Genomic DNA, 22868 nt, shown 5'->3' with positions numbered 1-22868 from the left:
AGCTGACGGACCCTCAGCCAGACAACCCTCGAAGGGGAGAAGAGAAGACGTGCTGGACGTCAATTTCTTCGACGAGCTCCGTATCGGCCTCGCCACCGCAGACGACATTCGCCAGTGGTCCTACGGCGAAGTGAAGAAGCCCGAAACGATCAACTACCGCACGCTCAAGCCGGAGAAGGACGGGCTCTTCTGCGAGAAGATCTTCGGTCCGACCCGGGACTGGGAGTGCTACTGCGGCAAGTACAAGCGTGTCCGCTTCAAGGGCATCATCTGTGAGCGCTGCGGCGTCGAGGTGACCCGCGCCAAGGTGCGCCGCGAGCGGATGGGCCACATCGAGCTGGCCGCGCCGGTCACGCACATCTGGTACTTCAAGGGTGTGCCGAGCCGCCTCGGTTACCTGCTCGACCTCGCGCCGAAGGATCTCGAGAAGATCATCTACTTCGCCGCGTACGTGATCACCACGGTGAACACCGAGCTGCGCCACAACGACCTGCCGACGCTCGAGTCGGAGATCTCCGTCGAGCGCAAGCAGGTGGAGAACAAGCGCGACGCCGACATCGAGGCCCGCGCGCAGAAGCTCGAGGCCGACCTGGCCCAGCTCGAGGCCGAGGGCGCCAAGTCCGACGTGCGCCGCAAGGTCAAGGAGGGCGGCGAGCGGGAGATGCGCCAGCTCCGCGACCGGGCCCAGCGCGAGCTGGACCGGCTCGAGGAGATCTGGACCACGTTCACCAAGCTCGACATCAAGCAGCTCATCGCCGACGAGCTGCTCTACCGCGAGCTGATCGACCGGTACGGCGAGTACTTCACCGGCTCGATGGGCGCCGAGGCGATCCAGAAGCTGGCCGCCGACTTCGACGTGGACGCCGAGGCGCTGAACCTGCGCGACACGATCCGCAACGGCAAGGGGCAGAAGAAGCTCCGCGCGCTCAAGCGGCTCAAGGTCGTCGCCGCGTTCCAGGCGACCCGCAACTCGCCGATGGGCATGGTGCTCGACTGCGTTCCGGTGATCCCGCCGGACCTGCGGCCGATGGTTCAGCTCGACGGTGGCCGGTTCGCCACCTCCGACCTGAACGACCTGTACCGCCGCGTGATCAACCGCAACAACCGCCTCAAGCGACTGATCGACCTCGGCGCGCCCGAGATCATCGTCAACAACGAGAAGCGGATGCTGCAGGAGGCCGTCGACGCGCTGTTCGACAACGGCCGCCGCGGCCGGCCGGTCACCGGCCCGGGCAACCGCCCGCTCAAGTCGCTGTCCGACCTGCTCAAGGGCAAGCAGGGCCGGTTCCGCCAGAACCTGCTCGGCAAGCGTGTCGACTACTCCGGCCGTTCGGTCATCGTGGTCGGCCCGCAGCTCAAGCTGCACCAGTGCGGCCTGCCCAAGGCGATGGCGCTGGAGCTGTTCAAGCCGTTCGTGATGAAGCGGCTGGTCGACCTCAACCACGCGCAGAACATCAAGTCCGCCAAGCGGATGGTCGAGCGTGCCCGCCCGGCCGTGTGGGACGTGCTGGAAGAGGTCATCACCGAGCACCCGGTGATGCTGAACCGCGCGCCGACGCTGCACCGCCTCGGCATCCAGGCCTTCGAGCCGCAGCTGGTCGAGGGCAAGGCGATCCAGCTGCACCCGCTGGTCTGCGAGGCGTTCAACGCGGACTTCGACGGTGACCAGATGGCGGTGCACCTGCCGCTGTCGGCCGAGGCGCAGGCCGAGGCGCGGATCCTGATGCTGTCCTCGAACAACATCCTGTCGCCGGCGTCCGGCCGTCCGCTGGCCATGCCGCGTCTGGACATGGTCACCGGCCTGTTCCACCTGACCAGGCTGGACGAGGACGGGCTCGGCAAGGGCCAGGCGTTCTCCTCGCCGGCCGAGGCGATCATGGCCTACGACCGCAAGTCGGTCAGCCTGCAGGCGCCGGTCAAGATCCGCCTCGCGGACCGGACCCCGGGCCCCGGCATGCAGCCGGAGGGCTGGGAGCCCGGCACGCCGTGGCTGGCCGAGACCACGCTCGGGCGGGTGCTGTTCAACGAGCTGCTCCCTGAGGACTACCCGTTCATGAACGAGCCGATGCCGAAGAAGCGGCAGGCGGCGATCGTGAACGACCTCGCCGAGCGGTACCCGATGGTCACCGTGGCCCGCACGCTGGACAAGCTGAAGGACGCCGGTTTCTACTGGGCCACCCGGTCCGGCGTCACGATCGCGATCTCCGACGTGCTGGTCCCGCCGCGCAAGAAGGAGATCCTGGACTCCTACGAGGCCAAGGCCGACCAGGTGGAGAAGCGCTACCAGCGCGGCCAGCTCTCGCACGCCGAGCGCAACGCCGAACTGGTGAAGGTGTGGACGCTGGCCACCGACGAGGTCGCCGCGGCCATGGAGGACTACATCCCGGACACCAACCCGATCTCCACGATCGTGAAGTCGGGCGCGGCGGGCAACATGACCCAGGTCCGGTCGCTGGCCGGTATGCGTGGTCTGGTGTCCAACCCGAAGGGTGAGTACATCCCGCGGCCGATCAAGGCGAACTTCCGCGAGGGCCTGTCCGTCGGTGAGTACTTCATCGCCACGCACGGTGCCCGCAAGGGTCTGGCCGACACCGCGCTGCGTACCGCCGACTCGGGTTACCTGACCCGTCGTCTGGTGGACGTGTCGCAGGACGTGATCGTGCGCGAGGTCGACTGTGGCACCAGCCGCGGCATCGTCGCCACGCTCGCCGAGGACGGCACGGTGCGGCACCAGCACGTCGAGACCAACGCGTACGCGCGCACGGTCGCCGAGGACGTGACCGACTCCGACGGCAACGTGCTGCTCAACCGCGGCGACGACCTCGGTGACCCGGCGATCGAGAAGCTGCTCGGTTCCGACGTCACCAAGGCCAAGGTGCGCAGCGTGCTCACCTGCGAGTCCGCGGTCGGCGTGTGCGCGGTCTGCTACGGCCGCTCGATGGCGACCGGCCAGCTGGTCGACGTCGGCGAGGCGGTCGGCATCGTGGCCGCGCAGTCCATCGGTGAGCCGGGCACGCAGCTGACCATGCGTACCTTCCACCAGGGCGGTGTCGCCGGTGACGACATCACTACCGGTCTGCCGCGTGTGCAGGAGCTGTTCGAGGCCCGCGTCCCGAAGGGCATGGCGCCGATCGCGGACGTCGACGGCCGGGTGCGGATCGAGGACGGCGACCGGTACTGGAAGATCACGCTGATCCCGGACGACGGCAGCGACGAGATCGTCTTCGACAAGCTGTCCAAGCGTCAGCGGCTCGCCGTGACGCCGGACGGCCCGCTCGCCGACGGCGACCACGTCACGGTCGGCCAGCCGCTGCTGGAGGGCACGCCGAACCCGCACGAGGTGCTGCGGGTCATGGGTCCGCGCGAGGCGCAGCTGCACCTGGTGGACGAGGTCCAGAAGGTGTACCGGGCGCAGGGTGTGTCCATCCACGACAAGCACATCGAGGTGATCGTCCGGCAGATGCTGCGCCGGGTGACGATCCTCGACTCGGGTGCGACCGACTTCCTGCCCGGCGCTCTGGTCGAGCGTGCGGACTTCGAAGCGGCCAACCGGAGGGTCGTCGCCGAGGGCGGCGAGCCGGCTTCCGGTCGCCCGGTGCTGATGGGTATCACCAAGGCGTCGCTGGCCACCGACTCGTGGCTGTCGGCCGCGTCGTTCCAGGAGACCACCCGCGTGCTCACCGACGCGGCTATCAACGGCCGCAGTGACTCGCTGGTCGGCCTCAAGGAGAACGTGATCATCGGTAAGTTGATCCCGGCCGGTACGGGCATCAACAAGTACCGCAACATCCAGGTGCAGCCGACCGAGGAGGCCCGGGTCGCGGCGTACGCGATCCCGTCCTACGACGACGGCTACTACACGCCTGACGTGTTCGGTACCGGCACCGGTGCCGCGGTCCCGCTGGACGACTACGACTTCGGTCGCGACTACAGGTAACTCTGATCGACGGTTCGGCCCCGGTGTCCCAGGCACCGGGGCCGACTCATGCGCGAATGTAGTAACCGTGTAGTACACTCGCCGGCATGGGTGACGAGCAGGTGCCGATGCGGGAGCTGAACCAGGACACCGCGAGTGTGATGAAGCGTGTCGAGCAAGGGCATGCTCTGGAGATCACCAATCGCGGAAAGGTGGTCGCCCGGATCACCCCGGTCGGGAGTGAGCTCGACGATCTCGTGGCGGCCGGCTGGATCACGCCGGCGACCAACCCGAGGCCGTTCGTGGCGCCCGAGGGTGAGATCGAACCCGGCGCGGACGCCGCTGCTCTCATTCGCCAGATGCGCGACGAGGAGCGCACGTGATCTACCTGGACAGCTGCGCGATCGTGAAGCTGATCCGGCCGGAGGGCGAGAGCCAGGTGCTGGTGGAATGGCTCAACGAGCGCGGCCCGGTTGTCACGTCGGAGTTGGCCGAGATCGAGGTCGCGCGGGCGCTGCGGCGTGGTTCGCCGGCTCGCCTGGCCGCGATGCCCGGTGTGCTCACCGGGATCAACCGGATCGTGATGGACTCGGCTGTGCGGGCGACCGCGGCGGCTTATCCTGACCCGCTGTTGCGCTCCTTGGACGCGATTCACCTGGCGACGGCGGAGCTGGCGGTCGCGGCCGGCAAGACCGTGGAGGCCTTCGTGACCTACGACAAGCGGCTGGCCTCGGCGGCCGAGGGCGCGGGTCTCGCGGTCGTCGCACCGGGAGCCGAGTAGCGCCTTCGGGGGCGCCCGAATACTCCGATTGGCCGGTGGTGATCCTTTCACGTCTGCGCCAGGGTCTTGGTGACTCTCTTCCCTGCCCATGGAGGTCACCATGTCCGCCCGTGTCGTCAGCGTGGTCGCCGCGCTGGCCCTCGCCCTGACCATGACCGTCGTCGGCTTAGCCTCCGGAACGGCTGACGCGGCCCCCGCGGACGGCTGCTACACCTGGAGCCGGAACCTGTCCGAGGGGGCGAACGGAGACGACGTGCGCCAGCTGCAGATCCGCCTGTCGGGCCATGTCTCCCAGGGTGAGGTGCTGGGGCTCGACGGCGACTTCGGACCGGCGACCAAGGCGGCCGTCACCCGGTTCCAGCAGGCCTACGGGCTGTCCCAGACCGGAGTCGCGGACTCGGCGACGTACGGCAAGATCTACGCGCTGCAGGACGACGACTGCACGCCGGTCAACTTCACCTTCGCGGAGCTGAACCGATGCAACTCCGACTGGTCGGGCGGCGCCGTCTCCGCCTCGGCGGCCAAGGCGAGCGCGCTGGTGAGCATGTGGAAGCTGCAGGCCATGCGGCACGCGCTCGGAGACCAGCCGATCACGGTCACCAGCGGGTTCCGCAGCCGCTCGTGCAACGACGCGGTCGGCGGTGCGCCGGACAGCCGTCACCTGTACGGCGACGCCGTCGATCTGGGCGCCGGCCCGCACTCCCTGTGCACCCTGGCCAAGCAGGCGCGCAACCACGGCTTCAACGGCATCCTCGGCCCGGGCTTCCAGGGGCACGACGACCACGTGCACGCCGACGGCCGGTCCAGCCGCTTCTGGTCCGCGCCGGACTGCGGCATCGCGACGGCCGTACCGGGTGGCGGCGCGGAACTCGCGATTCCGAGAATGCACGCGAAAGGTGACTGACCGGTAAGGACGCGGACGCCGAATTCGCCGGATGTGTGGTGTCCGATGTGATCACCGCAGGTCAACGGCGGTGCATCGGCGCATTTCAGGAATCACGGAATACGTGTGACCGAGCATTCGCGGCGCCCGATCGGCGCATTGCGGAGAAAGCGCAGACGTGCGATTTCATACCGGGTTCGCGGGGCGTCGAACGATACCCGTGCGACGTTCCGGCGCACCGTCGAGCGTAGGCTGGTGGCGGTCCACGCGGGCGCGGACCGGCCGCCGGGTGCGGTGTCCGCGGCCGGAAGGGGACCCCGATTTGATCCGCGATCGGGCGGGCAGGTATCTTTGCTACTCGCGCCCGACCTATGTCGGGTCGATCCGTGTGCCTGTGCGCGGTGTCCTGGTCGTCCTGGTGACTCCAGACCCCTTGGGATAATGCATCCCGCATAGGGCCTTGGGAAGGCCGACACGCCCGACCTCGGGATACGGAACCGAAGAGCCAACAGTGCTCGAGCAGAGCACGGTGAAACGAACGCAGAGAAAGCCGGTCTATGCCCACGATCCAGCAGCTGGTCCGCAAGGGCCGCCAGGACAAGGCTGTCAAGCAGAAGACCGCGGCGCTCAAGGAGTCCCCGCAGCGCCGTGGGGTGTGCACTCGCGTGTACACCACCACCCCCAAGAAGCCGAACTCGGCGCTGCGCAAGGTCGCTCGCGTGAAGCTGACCAGTGGCATCGAGGTCACGGCGTACATCCCCGGTGAGGGGCACAACCTCCAGGAGCACTCGATGGTGCTCGTGCGCGGCGGACGTGTGAAGGACCTGCCCGGCGTTCGTTACAAGATCATCCGCGGTTCGCTGGACACGCAGGGTGTGAAGAACCGCAAGCAGGCCCGGAGCAAGTACGGCGCGAAGAAGGAGAAGAGCTGATGCCCCGCAAGGGACCGGCCCCGAAGCGGCCGCTGATCTCCGACCCCGTCTACACCTCGCCGCTGGTCACCCAGCTGATCAACAAGGTGCTGGTGGACGGCAAGCGCTCGGTCGCCGAGAAGATCGTCTACGGGGCGCTCGAGGGCGCTCGGGACAAGAACGGCACCGACCCGGTGGTCACGCTCAAGCGTGCGCTGGACAACGTGAAGCCGACCATCGAGGTGAAGAGCCGCCGTGTCGGTGGCGCCACCTACCAGGTGCCGATCGAGGTCAAGCCCGGCCGCAGCACCACCCTCGCACTGCGTTGGCTGGTGACCTTCTCGCGGCAGCGCCGGGAGAAGACCATGGTCGAACGGCTGATGAACGAGTTGCTCGACGCGAGCAACGGGCTCGGCGCCTCCGTGAAGCGCCGCGAGGACACGCACAAGATGGCCGAGTCCAACAAGGCATTCGCTCACTACCGCTGGTGATCCGGCTCCCACCAGGAGCCCCCAGCCCTAGATCAGGGGAACTTCCGTGGCACTCGACGTGCTGACCGACCTGAACAAGGTCCGCAACATCGGCATCATGGCGCACATCGATGCCGGTAAGACCACGACGACCGAGCGGATCCTGTTCTACACCGGGATCAACTACAAGATCGGCGAGGTGCACGACGGCGCCGCGACGATGGACTGGATGGAGCAGGAGCAGGAGCGCGGCATCACGATCACGTCCGCCGCGACGACCTGCTACTGGAAGGACCACCAGATCAACCTGATCGACACCCCAGGGCACGTCGACTTCACCGTCGAGGTGGAGCGCAACCTGCGGGTGCTCGACGGCGCGGTCGCGGTCTTCGACGGCAAGGAAGGCGTCGAGCCGCAGTCCGAGCAGGTCTGGCGGCAGGCCACCAAGTACGACGTCCCGCGCATCTGCTTCGTCAACAAGATGGACAAGCTCGGCGCGGACTTCTACTTCACCATCAAGACCATCTCCGACCGGCTCGGCGCCAAGCCGCTGCCGATCCAGCTGCCGATCGGCTCCGAGAGCGAGTTCACCGGCGTCGTCGACCTGGTCCGGATGCGCGCGCTGACCTGGCGCGGCGAGGTCAAGATCGGTGAGGACTACACGGTCGAGGACATCCCGGCCGATCTGGTCGAGAAGGCCGCGGAGTTCCGCGAGAAGCTGGTCGAGGCCGTCGCGGAGACCGACGACGACCTGATGGAGCTCTACCTCGGCGGCGAGGAGCTGACCGAGGAGCAGATCAAGGCCGGCATCCGCAAGATCGTGCACGACGGATCCGCCTACCCGATCCTGTGCGGCTCGGCGTTCAAGAACAAGGGCGTGCAGCCCCTGCTCGACGCGGTGAACGACTACCTGCCCTCGCCGCTGGACCTGCCGCCGGTCGAGGGTGTCCTGCAGGACGACGAGACCCCGGCCTCGCGCAAGCCGTCCATCGACGAGCCGTTCTCGGCGCTGGCGTTCAAGATCGCCGTGCACCCGTTCTTCGGCAAGCTCACCTACGTCCGGGTGTACTCCGGCAAGGTGGACTCCGGCGCTCAGCTGATCAACTCGACCAAGGACCGCAAGGAGCGCATCGGGAAGATCTTCCAGATGCACTCCAACAAGGAGAACCCGGTCAACGACGCTCGCGCCGGTCACATCTACGCGGTGATCGGGCTCAAGCAGACCACCACCGGCGACACCCTGTGCGACCCGCAGCACCCGATCGTGCTCGAGTCGATGACGTTCCCGGACCCGGTCATCCAGGTGGCCATCGAGCCGAAGACGAAGGCGGACCAGGAGAAGCTGTCCACCGCCATCCAGCGGCTCGCCGAGGAGGACCCGACGTTCAAGGTCCACCTCGACGACGAGACCGGGCAGACGATCATCGCCGGCATGGGCGAGCTGCACCTCGACATCCTGGTCGACCGCATGAAGCGGGAGTTCAAGGTCGAGGCGAACATCGGCAAGCCGCAGGTCGCCTACCGTGAGACGATCCGCAAGGTCGTCGAGAAGTACGAGTACGTGCACAAGAAGCAGACCGGTGGCTCCGGGCAGTTCGCGAAGGTGATCATCAAGCTCGAGCCGCTCGAGAAGTCCGCTGACGGTGCGCTCTACGAGTTCGACAACAAGGTCACGGGTGGCCGCGTTCCCCGGGAGTACATCCCCTCGGTGGACGCGGGTGCCCAGGACGCCATGCAGTACGGCGTGCTGGCCGGCTACCCGCTGGTCGGGTTGAAGGTGACCCTGTTGGATGGTGCGTACCACGAGGTCGACTCTTCGGAGATGGCATTCAAGGTCGCCGGTTCCATGGCGCTCAAGGAAGCCGCTCGGAAGGCAGACCCCGTACTGCTGGAGCCGATGATGGCGGTCGAGGTGACCACGCCCGAGGACTACATGGGCGATGTCATCGGCGACCTGAACTCCCGCCGCGGCCACATCCAGGCCATGGAAGAGCGCAGTGGCACCCGCGTCGTCAAGGCGCTGGTTCCGCTGTCGGAGATGTTCGGGTACGTAGGCGACCTGAGGTCCAAGACCCAGGGTCGCGCGAACTACTCCATGCAGTTCGACTCCTACGACGAGGTTCCCGTGAACGTCTCGAAGGAGATCATCGCGAAGGCGACGGGCGAGTAACCCGGCACCGGAGCACCGCACAGCAGTGTGGTTCTCCGGGGGCATCCCCGGGTTCCGCACATCCGACCCTGATGAGTCGCCGGGTCTGCAGAAAAGACGACACGGCGGAAAGAACAAGTCCAGGAGGACAATCCAGTGGCGAAGGCTAAGTTCGAGCGGGACAAGCCGCACGTCAACATCGGCACCATTGGCCACGTCGACCACGGGAAGACCACTCTTACCGCGGCGATCACCAAGGTCCTGCACGACAAGTACCCCGAGCTCAACCCCTTCACGCCGTTCGACGAGATCGACAAGGCGCCGGAGGAGAAGCAGCGCGGTATCACGATCAACATCGCGCACGTCGAGTACCAGACCGAGAAGCGTCACTACGCACACGTGGACGCCCCCGGTCACGCCGACTACATCAAGAACATGATCACCGGTGCCGCCCAGATGGACGGCGCGATCCTGGTGGTCGCCGCGACCGACGGCCCGATGCCGCAGACCCGCGAGCACGTGCTGCTGGCCCGCCAGGTCGGCGTGCCGTACATCCTGGTCGCGCTGAACAAGTCGGACATGGTCGACGACGAGGAGATCCTCGAGCTCGTCGAGATGGAGGTCCGCGAGCTGCTGTCGGCCCAGGAGTTCCCTGGTGACGACGTGCCGGTCGTGCGTGTCTCCGCGCTGAAGGCGCTCGAGGGCGACGCCGAGTGGGCCGAGAAGCTCCTCGAGCTGATGGACGCGGTCGACGAGAACGTGCCGGACCCGGTGCGTGAGCTCGAGAAGCCGTTCCTGATGCCGATCGAGGACGTCTTCACGATCACCGGCCGCGGCACCGTGGTCACCGGTCGCGTCGAGCGTGGCGTGGTCAACGTGAACGAGGAGGTGGAAATCGTCGGTATCAAGGACAAGTCCCAGAAGACCACCGTCACCGGTGTCGAGATGTTCCGCAAGCTCCTCGACACCGGCCAGGCCGGTGACAACGTGGGTCTGCTCCTGCGCGGTATCAAGCGTGAGGACGTCGAGCGCGGCCAGGTCGTCATCAAGCCGGGCACCAACACCCCGCACACCGAGTTCGAGGGCCAGGCCTACATCCTGTCCAAGGACGAGGGCGGACGGCACACGCCGTTCTTCAACAACTACCGCCCCCAGTTCTACTTCCGGACCACCGACGTGACCGGCGTGGTGACCCTCCCCGAGGGCACCGAGATGGTCATGCCGGGCGACAACACCTCGATCAGCGTCTCGCTGATCCAGCCGGTCGCCATGGACGAGGGTCTGCGGTTCGCCATCCGCGAGGGTGGCCGTACCGTCGGTGCGGGCCAGGTCACCAAGATCGTCAAGTAAGTAGCACCCCCCGATTTGGGGCGCCGTATCTCGGTATGGCATCCTTAACGGGTTGCTCGTAGCGGGGCGGCCGAATGTTCGCTGTTCGGCCGCCCCGACTACGGGGAAGAAAAATCCCATCCCACGAGAAGATCCTGTGGGACCGGTATGCGCGACGGGCGCGACACACCCGACCGCGTGGACCGGGGACCATGACTCCTGAACAGCGCGGACGCAAGCACCGCAACCGCAGCTAGTTAGCGGCATCGAGACCAAAGGAACGGCAAGCCACCATGGCGGGACAGAAGATCCGCATCCGGCTCAAGGCCTACGACCACGAGGCGATCGACGCGTCCGCGCGCAAGATCGTCGAGACCGTGACGCGCACCGGCGCTCGGGTCGTCGGGCCGGTGCCGCTGCCGACGGAGAAGAACGTCTACTGCGTCATCCGCTCGCCGCACAAGTACAAGGACTCGCGCGAGCACTTCGAGATGCGCACGCACAAGCGTCTGATCGACATCCTCGACCCGACGCCGAAGACGGTGGACGCGCTCATGCGCATCGACCTGCCGGCCAGCGTCGACGTCAACATCCAGTGAGGGCCTGACCGAAATGTCTGACAGGCAGATGAAGGGGATCCTGGGCACCAAGCTCGGCATGACCCAGGTCTTCGACGAGAACAACCGGATCGTTCCGGTGACCGTCGTCAAGGCCGGGCCGAACGTGGTCACCCAGGTTCGTTCCCAGGACAACGACGGCTACGTCGCCGTGCAACTCGCGTTCGGCGCGATCGACCCGCGCAAGGTGAACAAGCCGCGCACCGGGCACTTCGAGAAGGCCGGCGTGACACCCCGCCGCTTCCTCGCCGAGCTGCGCACCACCGACGCGGACAGCTACGAGGTCGGCCAGGAGATCACCGCCGAGGTGTTCGAGGCCGGCACCGTGATCGACGCGACCGGTACCAGCAAGGGCAAGGGCACCGCCGGTGTCATGAAGCGGCACGGCTTCAGCGGCCTCGGCGCGAGCCACGGCACGCAGCGCAAGCACCGCTCGCCCGGCTCGATCGGTGGCTGCGCCACCCCGGGTCGCGTGTTCAAGGGCCTGCGCATGGCCGGCCGCATGGGCAACGCGAGGGTCACCACGCAGAACCTGACCGTGCACCGGGTGGACGCCGAGGACGGCCTGATCCTGATCAAGGGCGCCGTTCCCGGCCCGAAGGGCGGTCTGGTGTTCCTCAAGACCGCCGCGAAGGGTGACGCCTGATGAGCAAGATCGACATCAAGACGCCGGCCGGCAAGACCGACGGCAGCGTCGAGCTCCCCGCGGAGATCTTCGACGCGCAGGCCAACATCGCGCTGATGCACCAGGTCGTCGTGGCCCAGCTGGCCGCGGCGCGTGAGGGCAACCACAGCACGAAGACCCGTGGCGAGGTCCGCGGCGGCGGCAAGAAGCCGTACCGCCAGAAGGGCACCGGCCGCGCCCGTCAGGGTTCGGTCCGCGCGCCGCAGTTCGCCGGCGGTGGCATCGTGCACGGCCCCCAGCCGCGCGACTACACCCAGCGCACTCCGAAGAAGATGAAGGCCGCCGCACTGCGCGGTGCCCTCTCCGACCGGGTGCGCGCCGGCCAGTTGCACGTGATCACCGGCCTGGTCGACGGCGACAAGCCGTCCACCAAGGGCGCCCGCAAGGTGCTCGAGTCGGTCACCGAGGCCAAGCGGCTGCTCGTGGTGCTCACCCGCGACGAGGACGTCAACTGGGTGTCGGTGCGCAACCTGCCGCACGTGCACGTGATCGCGCCGGACCAGCTGAACACCTACGACGTGCTGGTCAACGACGACGTGGTGTTCACCAAGACCGCGCTGGACGCGTTCCTCGCCGGTCCGGTCAAGGGCGGCAAGGCCAAGGCGAAGGCCACCTCCACCGAGGTGCCCGCGGCACCCGGTGCCGAGGCGCCGTACCAGGGCAGCCACGCCCCGCTGGCCGACCCGAGCGAGGTGCCCGACGGGTTCCCGATCAAGGGCAACGAGGGCTCGAAGCTGTACCACCTACCCGGTAGTTCGTTCTACAAGCGGACCGTCGCCGAGGTGTGGTTCGCCACCGCCGAGGACGCCGAGAAGGCCGGCTTCCAGCTTCCGCCATCGCAGCGGAAGGAGGAGGACAAGTGATCCCCGACCACCGTGACATCCTGCTCGCCCCGGTGATCTCCGAGAAGTCCTACGGGCTGCTCGAGGAGAACAAGTACACCTTCGAGGTGCACCGGGACGCGAACAAGACCGCGATCAAGATCGCCGTCGAGAAGGTCTTCGGCGTGAAGGTCGTGTCGGTGAACACGCTCAACCGCCAGGGCAAGCGCAAGCGCACCCGCACCGGGTACGGCAAGCGCAAGGACACCAAGCGGGCAATCGTGACGCTCTCCGAGGAGAGCAAGCCGATCGAGATCTTCGGCGGACCGGCCGCGTAAGGGACTGACGACACATGGGCATTCGCAAGTACAAGCCGACCACGCCGGGCCGCCGAGGCTCGAGCGTGTCGGACTTCGCCGAGATCACCCGGTCGGAGCCGGAGAAGTCGCTGATCCGCCCGCTGCACGGGCGCGGCGGCCGCAACGCGCACGGCAAGATCACCACCCGGCACAAGGGTGGCGGTCACAAGCGCGCGTACCGGCTGATCGACTTCCGCCGACACGACAAGGACGGTGTGCCGGCCAAGGTCGCGCACATCGAGTACGACCCGAACCGCACGGCTCGGATCGCGCTGCTGCACTACGCCGACGGCGAGAAGCGCTACATCATCGCGCCGAACAAGCTCAAGCAGGGCGACAAGATCGAGAACGGGCCGCGCGCGGACATCAAGCCGGGCAACAGCCTGCCGCTGCGCAACATCCCGGTGGGCACCGTGGTGCACGCGATCGAGCTCCGCCCCGGCGGCGGCGCGAAGATCGCCCGCTCGGCCGGTGCCAGCGTCCAGCTGGTTGCCCGCGAGGGCCGGTTCGCGCAGCTGCGCATGCCGTCCGGTGAGATCCGCAACGTCGACGTGCGCTGCCGCGCCACCGTCGGCGAGGTCGGTAACTCCGAGCACGCCAACATCAACTGGGGCAAGGCCGGCCGCATGCGGTGGAAGGGCAAGCGCCCGACCGTCCGCGGTGTGGTCATGAACCCGGTCGACCACCCGCACGGTGGTGGTGAGGGCAAGACCTCCGGTGGTCGGCACCCGGTGAATCCGAACGGCAAGCCGGAGGGGCGTACCCGCCGCCGCAAGCCGTCCGACAAGTTGATCGTCCGCCGTCGCCGTACCGGCAAGAAGCGCTGAGCAGGAGGTAGAACAACATGCCACGCAGCCTGAAGAAGGGCCCGTTCGTGGACGACCACCTGCTCAAGAAGGTGGACGCACTGAACGAGTCGGGCAAGAAGACCGTGATCAAGACCTGGTCCCGCCGGTCCACGATCATCCCAGACATGCTGGGTCACACGATCGCGGTGCACGACGGCCGCAAGCACGTCCCGGTCTTCGTGAGCGAGTCGATGGTCGGGCACAAGCTCGGCGAGTTCGCCCCGACCCGCACGTTCAAGGGCCACATCAAGGACGACCGCAAAGCGCGTCGGCGCTAAGAGAGAGCAAGGGATAAGCGATGAACGCCCAGACTGAAGCCGCCGCGCAGGAGGAACTCCCGCGCGCCACGGCTCGGGCTCGCTACGTCCGCGCCACGCCGATGAAGGTGCGGCGGGTCGTCGACCTGATCCGCGGACGCAGCGTCGGCGAGGCCTTGGCCCTGCTGGAGTTCGCCCCGCAGGCGGCGAGCGAGCCGGTGGCGAAGGTGATCGCCAGCGCGGCGGCCAACGCCGAGAACAACCTCGACCTCGACCCGGACACGCTCTGGGTGTCCACGATCTACGTGGACGAGGGGCCGACGCTCAAGCGGTTCCGGCCGCGCGCGCAGGGTCGTGCGTACCGCATCCGCAAGCGTACGAGCCACATCACCGTCGAGGTGGAGTCGCGGCCGAAGAAGGCAGAGCCCAAGAAGACGCCGAAGAAGAAGTCCAGCGCGAAGGGGAGTGCCCGCTAGTGGGTCAGAAAATCAACCCGCACGGCTTCCGGCTGGGGATCACCACCGACTGGAAGTCCCGCTGGTACGCCGACAAGCAGTACGCGGAGTACGTGGCCGAGGACGTCAAGATCCGTCGGCTGCTGAGCAAGGGCATGGAGCGCGCGGGCATCTCCAAGGTGGAGATCGAGCGCACCCGTGACCGCGTTCGCGTCGACATCCACACCGCCCGGCCGGGCATCGTCATCGGCCGCCGCGGCGCCGAGGCCGACCGCATTCGCGGTGAGCTGGAGAAGCTCACCAAGAAGCAGGTCCAGCTGAACATCCTCGAGGTGAAGAACTCCGAGGCCGACGCTCAGCTGGTGGCCCAGGGTGTCGCCGAGCAGCTGTCCAACCGCGTCGCCTTCCGGCGCGCGATGCGCAAGGCCATCCAGTCGGCCATGCGCTCGCCGCAGGTCAAGGGCATCCGGGTGCAGTGCTCCGGCCGTCTCGGCGGCGCGGAGATGTCCCGCTCCGAGCACTACCGCGAGGGCCGGGTTCCGCTGCACACGCTGCGCGCCGACATCGACTACGGCTTCTTCGAGTCCCGCACCACGTTCGGCCGCATCGGCGTGAAGGTGTGGATCTACAAGGGTGACGTGGTCGGCGGCCGGCGTGAGCGCGACGCGCGCGAGCAGACCGCGGCCGAGCCGCGCCAGCCGCGTCGTGAGCGCCCGAACCGGCCGCGTCGCAGTGGCGCCTCGGGCACCACGGCGACCAGCACCGAGGCCGCGCGCGCCGCGGCCGAGCAGGCCACCGCGGCCCCCGCGCCGGCTGAGAAGCCGGCCGAGACCGCGACGACACAGGAAAACGGGGAGGGCTGAGGAATGCTCATCCCACGCAAGGTCAAGCACCGCAAGCAGCACCACCCGAAGCGGTCCGGCATGGCCAAGGGCGGGACGAAGGTGACCTTCGGCGAGCTCGGCATCCAGGCGCTGGAGCCGGCCTACGTCACCAACCGGCAGATCGAGTCCGCGCGTATCGCCATCAACCGGCACATCCGCCGTGGTGGCAAGGTGTGGATCAACATCTTCCCGGACCGCCCGCTGACCAAGAAGCCCGCCGAAACCCGCATGGGTTCCGGCAAGGGCTCGCCGGAGCACTGGGTGGCCAACGTCAAGCCGGGCCGGGTCATGTTCGAGATGAGCTTCCCGAACGAGGCCGTTGCCCGCGAGGCCCTTCGTCGCGCGATCCACAAGCTGCCGATGAAGTGCCGCATCGTCACGCGTGAGGGTGGTGACTTCTGATGGCAGCCGGGACGACAGCATCGGACCTGCGCGAGCTGAACGACGAGGAGCTCGTGCTGCGCTTGCGCGAGTCGAAGGAAGAGCTGTTCAACCTGCGGTTCCAGATGGCCACCGGCCAGCTGGACAACAACCGCCGGCTGCGCGCCGTGCGGCAGGAGATCGCACGCGTCTACACCGTGATGCGCGAGCGCGAGCTCGGCCTCTCGGTGACCCCGGACGAGGTCACCGCGACTACTGACGAGGGTGCCGCATGAGCGACGAGAAGACAGAGACCGTGACCCGTAACCGCCGCAAGGTCCGCGAGGGCCTCGTCGTGTCCGACAAGATGGACAAGACGATCGTGGTCAGCCTCGAGGACCGCAAGAAGCACCCGCTGTACGGGAAGGTCATGCGCACGACCACCAAGGTCAAGGCGCACGACGAGAACAACACCGCGGGTCCGGGCGACCGGGTCCTGCTGATGGAGACCCGCCCGCTGAGCGCCACCAAGCGCTGGCGCTTGGTGGAGATCCTCGAGAAGGCCAAGTAACACCAGCGAGTTCGACCGAGCTGTTCAGGTCGGAAATCTGACAGCCAAGAATGGTCAGGAGAAGTAAGTGATCCAGCAGGAGTCGCGACTGCGCGTCGCCGACAACACGGGTGCCAAGGAGATTCTCTGCATCCGTGTACTCGGCGGTTCCGCGCGTCGCTACGCGGGCATCGGCGACATCATCGTCGCCACCGTCAAGGACGCGATCCCCGGTGCCAACGTGAAGAAGGGCGACGTGGTCAAGGCCGTGATCGTCCGCACGGTGAAGGAGAAGCGTCGTCCGGACGGTTCCTACATCCGGTTCGACGAGAACGCCGCCGTGCTGATCAAGCCGGACAACGAGCCGCGCGGCACCCGCATCTTCGGCCCGGTCGGTCGCGAGCTGCGCGACAAGAAGTTCATGAAGATCATCTCGCTGGCGCCGGAGGTGCTCTGAACATGAAGGTCAAGAAGGGCGACACGGTCGTCGTCATCGCCGGCAAGGACAAGGGTGCCAAGGGCAAGGTCATCCAGGCCTACCCGAGGGACAACAAGGTCCTGGTCGAGGGCGTCAACCGGATCAAGAAGCACACCCGGATCACGCAGTCGCAGCGCGGCGCGCAGTCCGGCGGGATCATCACGCAGGAGGCTCCCATCCACGTCAGCAACGTGATGGTGGTCGGCCCCGGCGGCAAGCCCACCCGTGTCGGCTACAAGTTCGACGAGAACGGCCGCAAGGTCCGCGTGGCTCGCGGTGGCGAGAACGACGGGAAGGAGATCTGATCATGACCACGAGTGAGAAGATCGTCCCCCGGTTGAAGACCCGGTACCGCGACGAGATCAAGGCGGCGCTGCAGAAGGACTTCTCCTTCGACAACGTCATGCAGATCCCCGGCGTGGTGAAGGTCGTCGTGAACATGGGTGTCGGCGACGCCGCCCGCGACGGCAAGCTGATCGACGGCGCGGTCCGCGACCTGGCCACGATCACCGGCCAGAAGCCCGAGGTCCGCAAGGCGCGCAAGTCCATCGCGCAGTTCAAGCTGCGCGAGGGCATGCCGATCGGCGCGCGCGCCACCCTCCGCGGTGACCGCATGTGGGAGTTCCTGGACCGGCTGCTGACCATCGCGCTGCCGCGTATCCGCGACTTCCGCGGCCTGTCGCCCAAGCAGTTCGACGGCAACGGCAACTACACGTTCGGCCTCAACGAGCAGTCGATGTTCCACGAGATCGACCCGGACTCGATCGACCGTCCGCGAGGCATGGACATCACGATCGTCACCACCGCCACCAACGACGCGGAGGGCCGGGCGCTGCTGAAGCACCTGGGCTTCCCGTTCAAGGAGAACTGATGGCCAAGAAGGCACTGGTCCACAAGGCTGCCAAGAAGCCGAAGTTCAAGGTGCGCGCCTACACCCGCTGCCAGCGGTGCGGCCGCCCGCACTCGGTGTTCCGCAAGTTCGGCCTGTGCCGGATTTGCCTCCGGGAGATGGCTCACCGCGGTGAGCTGCCCGGAGTGAGCAAGTCCAGCTGGTAAACGAGACCCTCGAAATCGTCCAGGCCCCACAGGGGAACCAGGCGAGAAAGGTTGACAGGTCACCATGACGATGACCGACCCGATCGCAGACTTCCTGACGCGTCTGCGCAACGCCAACTCGGCGTACCACGACGAGGTCGTGCTGCCGCACTCCAAGCTCAAGGCGAACATCGCCGACATCCTCAAGCGCGAGGGTTACATCGCGGGCTACCGCGACCAGGAGGGCGAGAAGGGCAAGAACCTCGTCGTCGAGCTGAAGTACGGCCCGAACCGGGAGCGCAGCATCGCCGGCCTCCGGCGCGTGTCGAAGCCCGGTCTGCGGGTGTACGCCAAGTCGACGGACCTCCCGAAGGTGCTCGGCGGCCTGGGCGTGGCGATCATCTCCACGTCCGGCGGGCTGCTCACCGACCGGCAGGCCACCAAGCAGCGTGTAGGCGGGGAAGTCCTCGCCTACGTCTGGTAAGGGAGGGGGCAGGACATGTCGCGCATCGGAAAGCTGCCGATCACCGTCCCCGCTGGGGTGGACGTGCAGATCGACGGCAGGAACATCACCGTGAAGGGGCCCAAGGGCACCCTGTCGCACACGCTGGCCGAGCCGATCACCGTCGAGAACAACGACGGCACGCTCGAGGTCAAGCGTCCGGACGACGAGCGCAAGAGCCGTGCGCTGCACGGCTTGAGCCGCACGCTGGTGGAGAACCTGGTCGTCGGTGTGACCGACGGCTACGAGAAGAAGCTCGAGATCCACGGCGTCGGTTACCGCGTCCAGCTCAAGGGTTCGGACCTGGAGTTCGCGCTCGGGTACAGCCACTCCGTGAAGGTCAGCGCTCCCGAGGGCATCACCTTCAAGGTGGAGGGCCCGACGAAGCTGTCCGTCTCCGGCATCGACAAGCAGCGGGTCGGCGAGGTCGCCGCGAACATCCGCAAGCTGCGCAAGCCCGACCCGTACAAGGGCAAGGGCGTTCGCTACGAGGGCGAGAAGATCCGGCGCAAGGTCGGAAAGACGGGTAAGTGATCATGGCTGAAACGACTGTTACCAAGCGCAAGCCCGTCGGCAAGGACATCTCCACCCGACGGCGTGTCGCCAGGGCGCGCAGGCACTTCCGGCTCCGCAAGAAGGTCAGTGGCACGCCGGAGCGCCCCCGCCTGGTCGTCAACCGGTCTTCGCGACACATCGTCGTGCAGCTGGTCGACGACCTCGTCGGCCGCACGCTGGCGTCCGCGTCGAGCCTCGAGGCCGACGTGCGGACGGCGGACGGCGACAAGAAGGCCAAGGCGGCCAAGGTCGGCGAGCTGATCGCCGCCCGCGCCAAGGACGCCGGCATCAGCAAGGTGGTCTTCGACCGCGGTGGCTACGACTACCACGGCCGGATCGCCTCGCTCGCCGACGCGGCCCGTGAGGCGGGTCTGGAGTTCTGATGCAGCACAACGAGATGGAAGGGACAGCCTGATGCCGGGACGTCAACGGCAAGGTGGCGGTCAGGGCGGACCGGGCGGCGACCGCGAACGCGGTGGCGGCCGGGACCGCAGGGACCGGCGCGATGGTGGCCGTGGCGGGGCGGCCCAGGACAAGACCCCGCACCTCGAGCGCGTCGTGGCGATCAACCGCGTCGCCAAGGTCGTCAAGGGTGGTCGTCGCTTCAGCTTCACCGCTCTGGTCGTCGTCGGTGACGGCGACGGCATGGTCGGTGTCGGCTACGGCAAGGCGAAGGAGGTGCCGGCCGCCATCGCCAAGGGCGTCGAGGAGGCGAAGAAGAACTTCTTCAAGGTTCCTCGGATCGGTGGCACCATCCCGCACCCGATCACCGGTGAGGCCGCTGCCGGCGTCGTGCTGCTGCGTCCCGCGTCGGCCGGTACCGGTGTGATCGCCGGTGGCCCGGTGCGTGCGGTGCTGGAGTGCGCCGGCGTGCACGACGTGCTGTCCAAGTCGCTCGGCAGCGACAACGCGATCAACATCGTGCACGCCACGGTGACCGCGTTGAAGGGCCTGCAGCGTCCGGAGGAGGTCGCGGCTCGCCGTGGCCTGCCGCTCGAGGACGTCGCACCGGCCGGCATGCTGCGCGCACGTGCGGCTGCCGCCCAGGCTGCGAAGGGCGCGTGATCGACATGGCAACGATCAAGATCACCCAGGTGCGCAGCACGATCGGCACCAAGCAGAACCACCGTGACTCGCTGCGGACTCTGGGCCTGCGCAAGATTCGCCAGTCGACGGTGCGCGATGACACCCCCGAGGTGCGCGGCCTGATCCACACGGTTCGCCACCTCGTGACTGTCGAGGAGGTCGACTGATGGCCATCAAGATCCACCACTTGCGGCCGGCCCCGGGCGCCAAGACCGAGAAGATCCGCGTCGGTCGCGGTGAGGGCGGCAAGCGCGGCAAGACCGCCGGTCGCGGTACCAAGGGCACCAAGGCCCGCAAGAACGTGCCGGCCGGTTTCGAGGGTGGGCAGATGCCCATCCACATGCGGCTGCCGAAGCTGCGTGGCTTCAAGAACCGGTTCCGCACCGAGTACCAGCCGGTGAACCTGGGCGACATCGCCCGGTTGTTCCCCAAGGGCGGCAAGATCGGCGTGTCCGACCTGGTCGAGGCCGGCCTGGTGCGGAAGAACTCGCTGGTGAAGGTGCTCGGCGACGGCGACCTCGACGGCGTCAAGCTGGAGGTCACCGCGCACAAGTTCTCCGGCTCCGCGCACGAGAAGATCACCGCTGCCGGTGGGACCGCCACCGCGCTGTAAACGCAAGACACACGACGGGCCGGCCTGGACTCCAGGCCGGCCCGTCGTCGTATGTCAGTCGATCGAGCCGCGCTCCACGACCCATTCATGGCGTTGCCCGGTGACCTCGGCGATCAGTTTGAGCGCCAGACAGTGGCCCGGTCGGCGAAGTCGATCTCGGACAGCGCGTCGAGGTCGGCGTCGCTGTCCTCCCTTGGGGCGTCCGCGCCCATGGCGAGCCGACCGATATCCGTCGTTCACCGATATGCTGCGAGGACCTCGGCGGGCATGGACAGCGGCCGTCCCGTCTCCAGCAGTGACTTGAGGTTGGACAGGATGGCCGGCCAGCCGCCGGACACTCCGCGCAGCGACTGCTCGTCCAGCCCGGTGTGCGTCACGGTCAGCAGGACAACGTGCTCACCCAGCGGCTGGAGCAGGTAGTCGACCGTCGTCCTCGGTGCCGGGTTGCCCGTGTCGGGGTGTGGCGCCGTGGCGTAGGTGAGCCGGTGCGGCGGGTCGTACTCGAGCACCTCTCCGACCGACTCGATCACGTCGTCGTAGTCGTGCCGAACCGTGACCGCCGCGCCGAGCCGCCATTCCGAGTCGACGATCCGGCCGTTCCAGTACTGCCGGGTGAACTCGGGGTTGATCAACGCGTCCCACACCTTCTCCCGGGTGGACTCGATGTAGAGCGTGTACAGGTAGGTCTGGTCAGTCATTCCGCCCCTCCAGCGCGTTCTTGAGGTTGGCCAGCGCGGCCAGCCGGCCGCGTTCGTACCGGGAGATCCACCGTTCCTGGATCTCGTGGATGGGAATCGGGTTGAGGTAGTGCAACTTCTCCCGCCCGCTGCGCCGCGTCGCGACGAGCCCGGCCGACTCGAGGATCGCGACGTGCTTGGACACGGCCTGCCGGCTCATCTCCATGTGCTCGCACAAGTCCACCAGCGTGAGCCCGCCGCGCTCCCGAAGACGGTCGAGCACCGCCCGCCGGGTCCGGTCGGCGAGCGCCTTGAACACGGCGTCCAACTCGGCTTCGGCCTCCATGACGACAAAATTAGGCAACTGAATGGTTGCCTGTCAAGGTCTCGAGCGATGGAGTGAACTCGGCGGACCCGAGACCGCTGCACGACCAGGTCGCGGCGGCGCTCCGGGGTGCGATCGCCTCCGGGGAGGCGCCGGATCGGCTGCCGCCGGCCAAAGAAATCGCCGAGATGCTCGGGATCAACGTGAACACCGTGCTCCGCGCTCTGCGCGAACTGCGGGACGAGGGCCTGCTGGAGTTCCGGCGGGGCCGTGGGATCAGCGTGAACACCGCGGCGCGCGGCGGCCGCGGGGAGATCGTCGAGCGCCTGCACGACCTGGTGCGGCTCGCCGAGAAGTACGGCGTCAGCCGCACGGAGATCATCGAACTGATCGGGGCGATGCGATGAGATCCCGTCTCGTGGCGGCGACGCTGGTGTGGTGGGTCTCGGTCGTCGTGGCCATCCTCGCCGTGCCGTTCCTGTTCGCCGATCGTCTGCCCGATCCGGTCGCCACGCATTTCCCCGCGTTGTCCGGGCCTCCCGACGGCTCGGACTCGCTCGCGAACTCGGTGTGGCCGCTGGCGGTCGTGTTGGGGCCCGTCGGCATCGCGATGATGTCGCTCGTCTGGCAGAAAGCCATGACGCGTCGGCGCGCGCGGTTTCTACGCCGGCCTGCAGGGGCCCATCGGCGGGCTTCCACTGGGCATCGTCGCCATGATGATCGTGCAGAACTACGGCATATCGAGTTGGCGGGACGCCCGGATGGCGCCGTGGCATCTCCTCCTCGTCCTGGGCGCGTCGGCGGTCTTCGCTGTCGCCGGGTGGCTCCTCGGCCGGCTCGGGCCGGACGAGCGACCGTCCGGCGACGAGTCGCCGCGTCCCACCACCCGGTTGCTGCCCGCCGTCGTGGTCGCGTCGGGACTGATCTCGCTCGGCACGCTGCTGTGGGCGCCCGCGGTCGTGGCGGTGCCGGTCGTGATCTCGGTGCTCATCGTCGCGGTGCTCGGCACCATGCTCGGCTCGGTGAGCGGGGCGGTGAACGATCAGGGCTTCACCGTCCGGCTCGGCTGGCTGGGCCAGCCACGCTGGCGCTTTCCGCTGTCGGGCCTTGAGCGGGCCTGGGCCGAGCAGCGCCGTCCGGCCCGGGTCGGCGGTTGGGGATTCCGAGGACTCCCCGGCGACGTCACCGTCATGCTGCGCGGCGGAGACTGCTGGTGGTGCGGTACTCGGGCGGCAAGGAGTTCGCGGTCAGCATCGACGACGCGGAACGCGGCGCCGGGCTGCTCAACACGCTGATCGCGCGGCGGCGGGACTGAAACGTCG

General features: G+C 67.5%; 33 protein-coding genes. 31 read left to right on the top strand and 2 right to left on the bottom strand.

All coding sequences use genetic code 11. From position 1 onward, the window contains the following. Positions 1-49: 49 nt before the first annotated feature. The 29 genes from EV193_RS20505 (at position 50) to rplO (ending at position 20544) form a co-directional block, all read left to right on the top strand. Positions 50-3937 carry a DNA-directed RNA polymerase subunit beta' gene (locus tag EV193_RS20505; protein ID WP_130345769.1) on the top strand — a complete coding sequence of 1296 codons (3888 nt, stop codon included), beginning with the start codon at positions 50-52 and terminating at the stop codon, positions 3935-3937. Positions 3938-4023: 86 nt separating this feature from the next. Further along, on the top strand, positions 4024-4299 hold the full coding sequence (locus tag EV193_RS20500; protein ID WP_130345768.1) for a type II toxin-antitoxin system Phd/YefM family antitoxin: 276 nt from the start codon (positions 4024-4026) through the stop codon (positions 4297-4299). Beyond that, positions 4296-4697, top strand: coding sequence for a type II toxin-antitoxin system VapC family toxin (locus EV193_RS20495; RefSeq protein ID WP_130345767.1), 402 nt, complete (start codon positions 4296-4298; stop codon positions 4695-4697). Before EV193_RS20500 ends, EV193_RS20495 begins: the two co-directional genes overlap by 4 nt. Positions 4698-4797: 100 nt before the next feature. Then, positions 4798-5601 (top strand): D-Ala-D-Ala carboxypeptidase family metallohydrolase, encoded by an 804-nt coding sequence (locus EV193_RS20490; RefSeq protein WP_207222721.1) that lies wholly within the window; start codon positions 4798-4800, stop codon positions 5599-5601. A 536-nt stretch (positions 5602-6137) separates the two neighbouring features. Further along, the gene (gene rpsL, locus EV193_RS20485) at positions 6138-6512 is read left to right on the top strand and encodes a 30S ribosomal protein S12 (RefSeq protein WP_130345766.1); all 375 of its coding nucleotides are present in this window, start codon (positions 6138-6140) and stop codon (positions 6510-6512) included. Continuing rightward, the gene (rpsG, locus tag EV193_RS20480; RefSeq protein WP_130345765.1) at positions 6512-6982 is read left to right on the top strand and encodes a 30S ribosomal protein S7; all 471 of its coding nucleotides are present in this window, start codon (positions 6512-6514) and stop codon (positions 6980-6982) included. The genes rpsL and rpsG overlap by 1 nt, the downstream gene beginning before the upstream one ends. A 46-nt stretch (positions 6983-7028) precedes the next feature. Further along, positions 7029-9131, top strand: a complete 2103-nt coding sequence (gene fusA, locus EV193_RS20475; RefSeq protein ID WP_130345764.1) for an elongation factor G — start codon at positions 7029-7031, stop codon at positions 9129-9131. A 135-nt stretch (positions 9132-9266) separates the two neighbouring features. Next, complete coding sequence (tuf, locus tag EV193_RS20470) at positions 9267-10460, top strand: elongation factor Tu (RefSeq protein ID WP_130345763.1); 1194 nt, start codon at positions 9267-9269, stop codon at positions 10458-10460. A gap of 272 nt (positions 10461-10732) precedes the next feature. Beyond that, the gene (gene rpsJ, locus EV193_RS20465) at positions 10733-11038 is read left to right on the top strand and encodes a 30S ribosomal protein S10 (RefSeq protein ID WP_003938093.1); all 306 of its coding nucleotides are present in this window, start codon (positions 10733-10735) and stop codon (positions 11036-11038) included. A 13-nt stretch (positions 11039-11051) separates the two neighbouring features. Then, positions 11052-11702: a 50S ribosomal protein L3 gene (gene rplC, locus EV193_RS20460; protein WP_130345762.1), complete on the top strand. Its 651-nt coding sequence runs from the start codon at positions 11052-11054 to the stop codon at positions 11700-11702. After that, positions 11702-12604, top strand: coding sequence for a 50S ribosomal protein L4, sunset domain variant (gene rplD, locus EV193_RS20455; RefSeq protein WP_130345761.1), 903 nt, complete (start codon positions 11702-11704; stop codon positions 12602-12604). The genes rplC and rplD overlap by 1 nt, the downstream gene beginning before the upstream one ends. Next, on the top strand, positions 12601-12900 hold the full coding sequence (gene rplW / locus EV193_RS20450) for a 50S ribosomal protein L23 (protein WP_130345760.1): 300 nt from the start codon (positions 12601-12603) through the stop codon (positions 12898-12900). The genes rplD and rplW overlap by 4 nt, the downstream gene beginning before the upstream one ends. Before the next feature lie 14 nt (positions 12901-12914). Then, positions 12915-13748, top strand: a complete 834-nt coding sequence (rplB, locus tag EV193_RS20445; RefSeq protein ID WP_130345759.1) for a 50S ribosomal protein L2 — start codon at positions 12915-12917, stop codon at positions 13746-13748. A 17-nt stretch (positions 13749-13765) separates the two neighbouring features. Further along, positions 13766-14047, top strand: coding sequence for a 30S ribosomal protein S19 (gene rpsS, locus EV193_RS20440; RefSeq protein ID WP_130345758.1), 282 nt, complete (start codon positions 13766-13768; stop codon positions 14045-14047). A gap of 20 nt (positions 14048-14067) precedes the next feature. Next, positions 14068-14502: a 50S ribosomal protein L22 gene (gene rplV / locus EV193_RS20435; RefSeq protein ID WP_130345757.1), complete on the top strand. Its 435-nt coding sequence runs from the start codon at positions 14068-14070 to the stop codon at positions 14500-14502. Further along, positions 14502-15344: a 30S ribosomal protein S3 gene (gene rpsC / locus EV193_RS20430; RefSeq protein ID WP_130345756.1), complete on the top strand. Its 843-nt coding sequence runs from the start codon at positions 14502-14504 to the stop codon at positions 15342-15344. The genes rplV and rpsC overlap by 1 nt, the downstream gene beginning before the upstream one ends. 3 nt (positions 15345-15347) lie before the next feature. Continuing rightward, entirely contained in the window at positions 15348-15767 is a 420-nt protein-coding gene (rplP, locus tag EV193_RS20425) for a 50S ribosomal protein L16 (protein ID WP_130345755.1), read from the top strand. Next, entirely contained in the window at positions 15767-16021 is a 255-nt protein-coding gene (rpmC, locus tag EV193_RS20420; RefSeq protein WP_130345754.1) for a 50S ribosomal protein L29, read from the top strand. The genes rplP and rpmC overlap by 1 nt, the downstream gene beginning before the upstream one ends. Next, positions 16018-16296, top strand: coding sequence for a 30S ribosomal protein S17 (rpsQ, locus tag EV193_RS20415; protein WP_130345753.1), 279 nt, complete (start codon positions 16018-16020; stop codon positions 16294-16296). Before rpmC ends, rpsQ begins: the two co-directional genes overlap by 4 nt. A 67-nt stretch (positions 16297-16363) precedes the next feature. Further along, positions 16364-16732, top strand: a complete 369-nt coding sequence (gene rplN, locus EV193_RS20410; protein WP_130345752.1) for a 50S ribosomal protein L14 — start codon at positions 16364-16366, stop codon at positions 16730-16732. 2 nt (positions 16733-16734) lie between these two features. Further along, entirely contained in the window at positions 16735-17058 is a 324-nt protein-coding gene (gene rplX, locus EV193_RS20405; protein WP_130345751.1) for a 50S ribosomal protein L24, read from the top strand. 2 nt (positions 17059-17060) lie between these two features. Beyond that, a complete protein-coding gene (gene rplE, locus EV193_RS20400; RefSeq protein WP_130345750.1) occupies positions 17061-17624 on the top strand; it encodes a 50S ribosomal protein L5 in 564 nt (187 codons plus the stop codon). Beyond that, positions 17624-17809: a type Z 30S ribosomal protein S14 gene (locus EV193_RS20395; protein ID WP_130345749.1), complete on the top strand. Its 186-nt coding sequence runs from the start codon at positions 17624-17626 to the stop codon at positions 17807-17809. Before rplE ends, EV193_RS20395 begins: the two co-directional genes overlap by 1 nt. 64 nt (positions 17810-17873) lie before the next feature. Then, positions 17874-18272, top strand: coding sequence for a 30S ribosomal protein S8 (gene rpsH, locus EV193_RS20390; RefSeq protein WP_130345748.1), 399 nt, complete (start codon positions 17874-17876; stop codon positions 18270-18272). A gap of 15 nt (positions 18273-18287) precedes the next feature. After that, the gene (gene rplF, locus EV193_RS20385; protein WP_130345747.1) at positions 18288-18824 is read left to right on the top strand and encodes a 50S ribosomal protein L6; all 537 of its coding nucleotides are present in this window, start codon (positions 18288-18290) and stop codon (positions 18822-18824) included. Next, complete coding sequence (gene rplR, locus EV193_RS20380) at positions 18821-19228, top strand: 50S ribosomal protein L18 (RefSeq protein ID WP_130345746.1); 408 nt, start codon at positions 18821-18823, stop codon at positions 19226-19228. Before rplF ends, rplR begins: the two co-directional genes overlap by 4 nt. Positions 19229-19259: 31 nt before the next feature. Further along, positions 19260-19910 carry a 30S ribosomal protein S5 gene (rpsE, locus tag EV193_RS20375; protein ID WP_130345745.1) on the top strand — a complete coding sequence of 217 codons (651 nt, stop codon included), beginning with the start codon at positions 19260-19262 and terminating at the stop codon, positions 19908-19910. A 5-nt stretch (positions 19911-19915) separates the two neighbouring features. Continuing rightward, positions 19916-20098, top strand: a complete 183-nt coding sequence (gene rpmD / locus EV193_RS20370; RefSeq protein WP_130345835.1) for a 50S ribosomal protein L30 — start codon at positions 19916-19918, stop codon at positions 20096-20098. Beyond that, positions 20095-20544 carry a 50S ribosomal protein L15 gene (gene rplO, locus EV193_RS20365; protein WP_130345744.1) on the top strand — a complete coding sequence of 150 codons (450 nt, stop codon included), beginning with the start codon at positions 20095-20097 and terminating at the stop codon, positions 20542-20544. The genes rpmD and rplO overlap by 4 nt, the downstream gene beginning before the upstream one ends. Positions 20545-20780: 236 nt before the next feature. Here rplO and EV193_RS34160 read toward each other — a convergent pair whose 3' ends face one another. Next, positions 20781-21242: an SRPBCC family protein gene (locus tag EV193_RS34160; protein ID WP_130345743.1), complete on the bottom strand. Its 462-nt coding sequence runs from the start codon at positions 21240-21242 to the stop codon at positions 20781-20783. Then, positions 21235-21567 carry an ArsR/SmtB family transcription factor gene (locus tag EV193_RS34155; protein WP_242613520.1) on the bottom strand — a complete coding sequence of 111 codons (333 nt, stop codon included), beginning with the start codon at positions 21565-21567 and terminating at the stop codon, positions 21235-21237. Before EV193_RS34155 ends, EV193_RS34160 begins: the two co-directional genes overlap by 8 nt. A 53-nt stretch (positions 21568-21620) precedes the next feature. On the opposite strand from EV193_RS34155, the gene EV193_RS20350 reads away from it, so the two are divergent. Together EV193_RS20350 and EV193_RS20345 are read left to right on the top strand one after the other, a co-directional pair. Continuing rightward, complete coding sequence (locus EV193_RS20350) at positions 21621-21953, top strand: GntR family transcriptional regulator (protein WP_130345742.1); 333 nt, start codon at positions 21621-21623, stop codon at positions 21951-21953. A gap of 306 nt (positions 21954-22259) precedes the next feature. Next, positions 22260-22841 (top strand): hypothetical protein, encoded by a 582-nt coding sequence (locus EV193_RS20345; protein WP_130345741.1) that lies wholly within the window; start codon positions 22260-22262, stop codon positions 22839-22841. The last annotated feature ends 27 nt before the right edge of the window (positions 22842-22868 follow it).

This window comes from Herbihabitans rhizosphaerae, from assembly GCF_004216555.1.
GTDB classification, from domain to species: Bacteria; Actinomycetota; Actinomycetes; order Mycobacteriales; family Pseudonocardiaceae; genus Herbihabitans; species Herbihabitans rhizosphaerae.
Note: the sequence above shows the minus strand (reverse complement) of the source record. Positions and strands in the feature narration are given on the sequence as shown.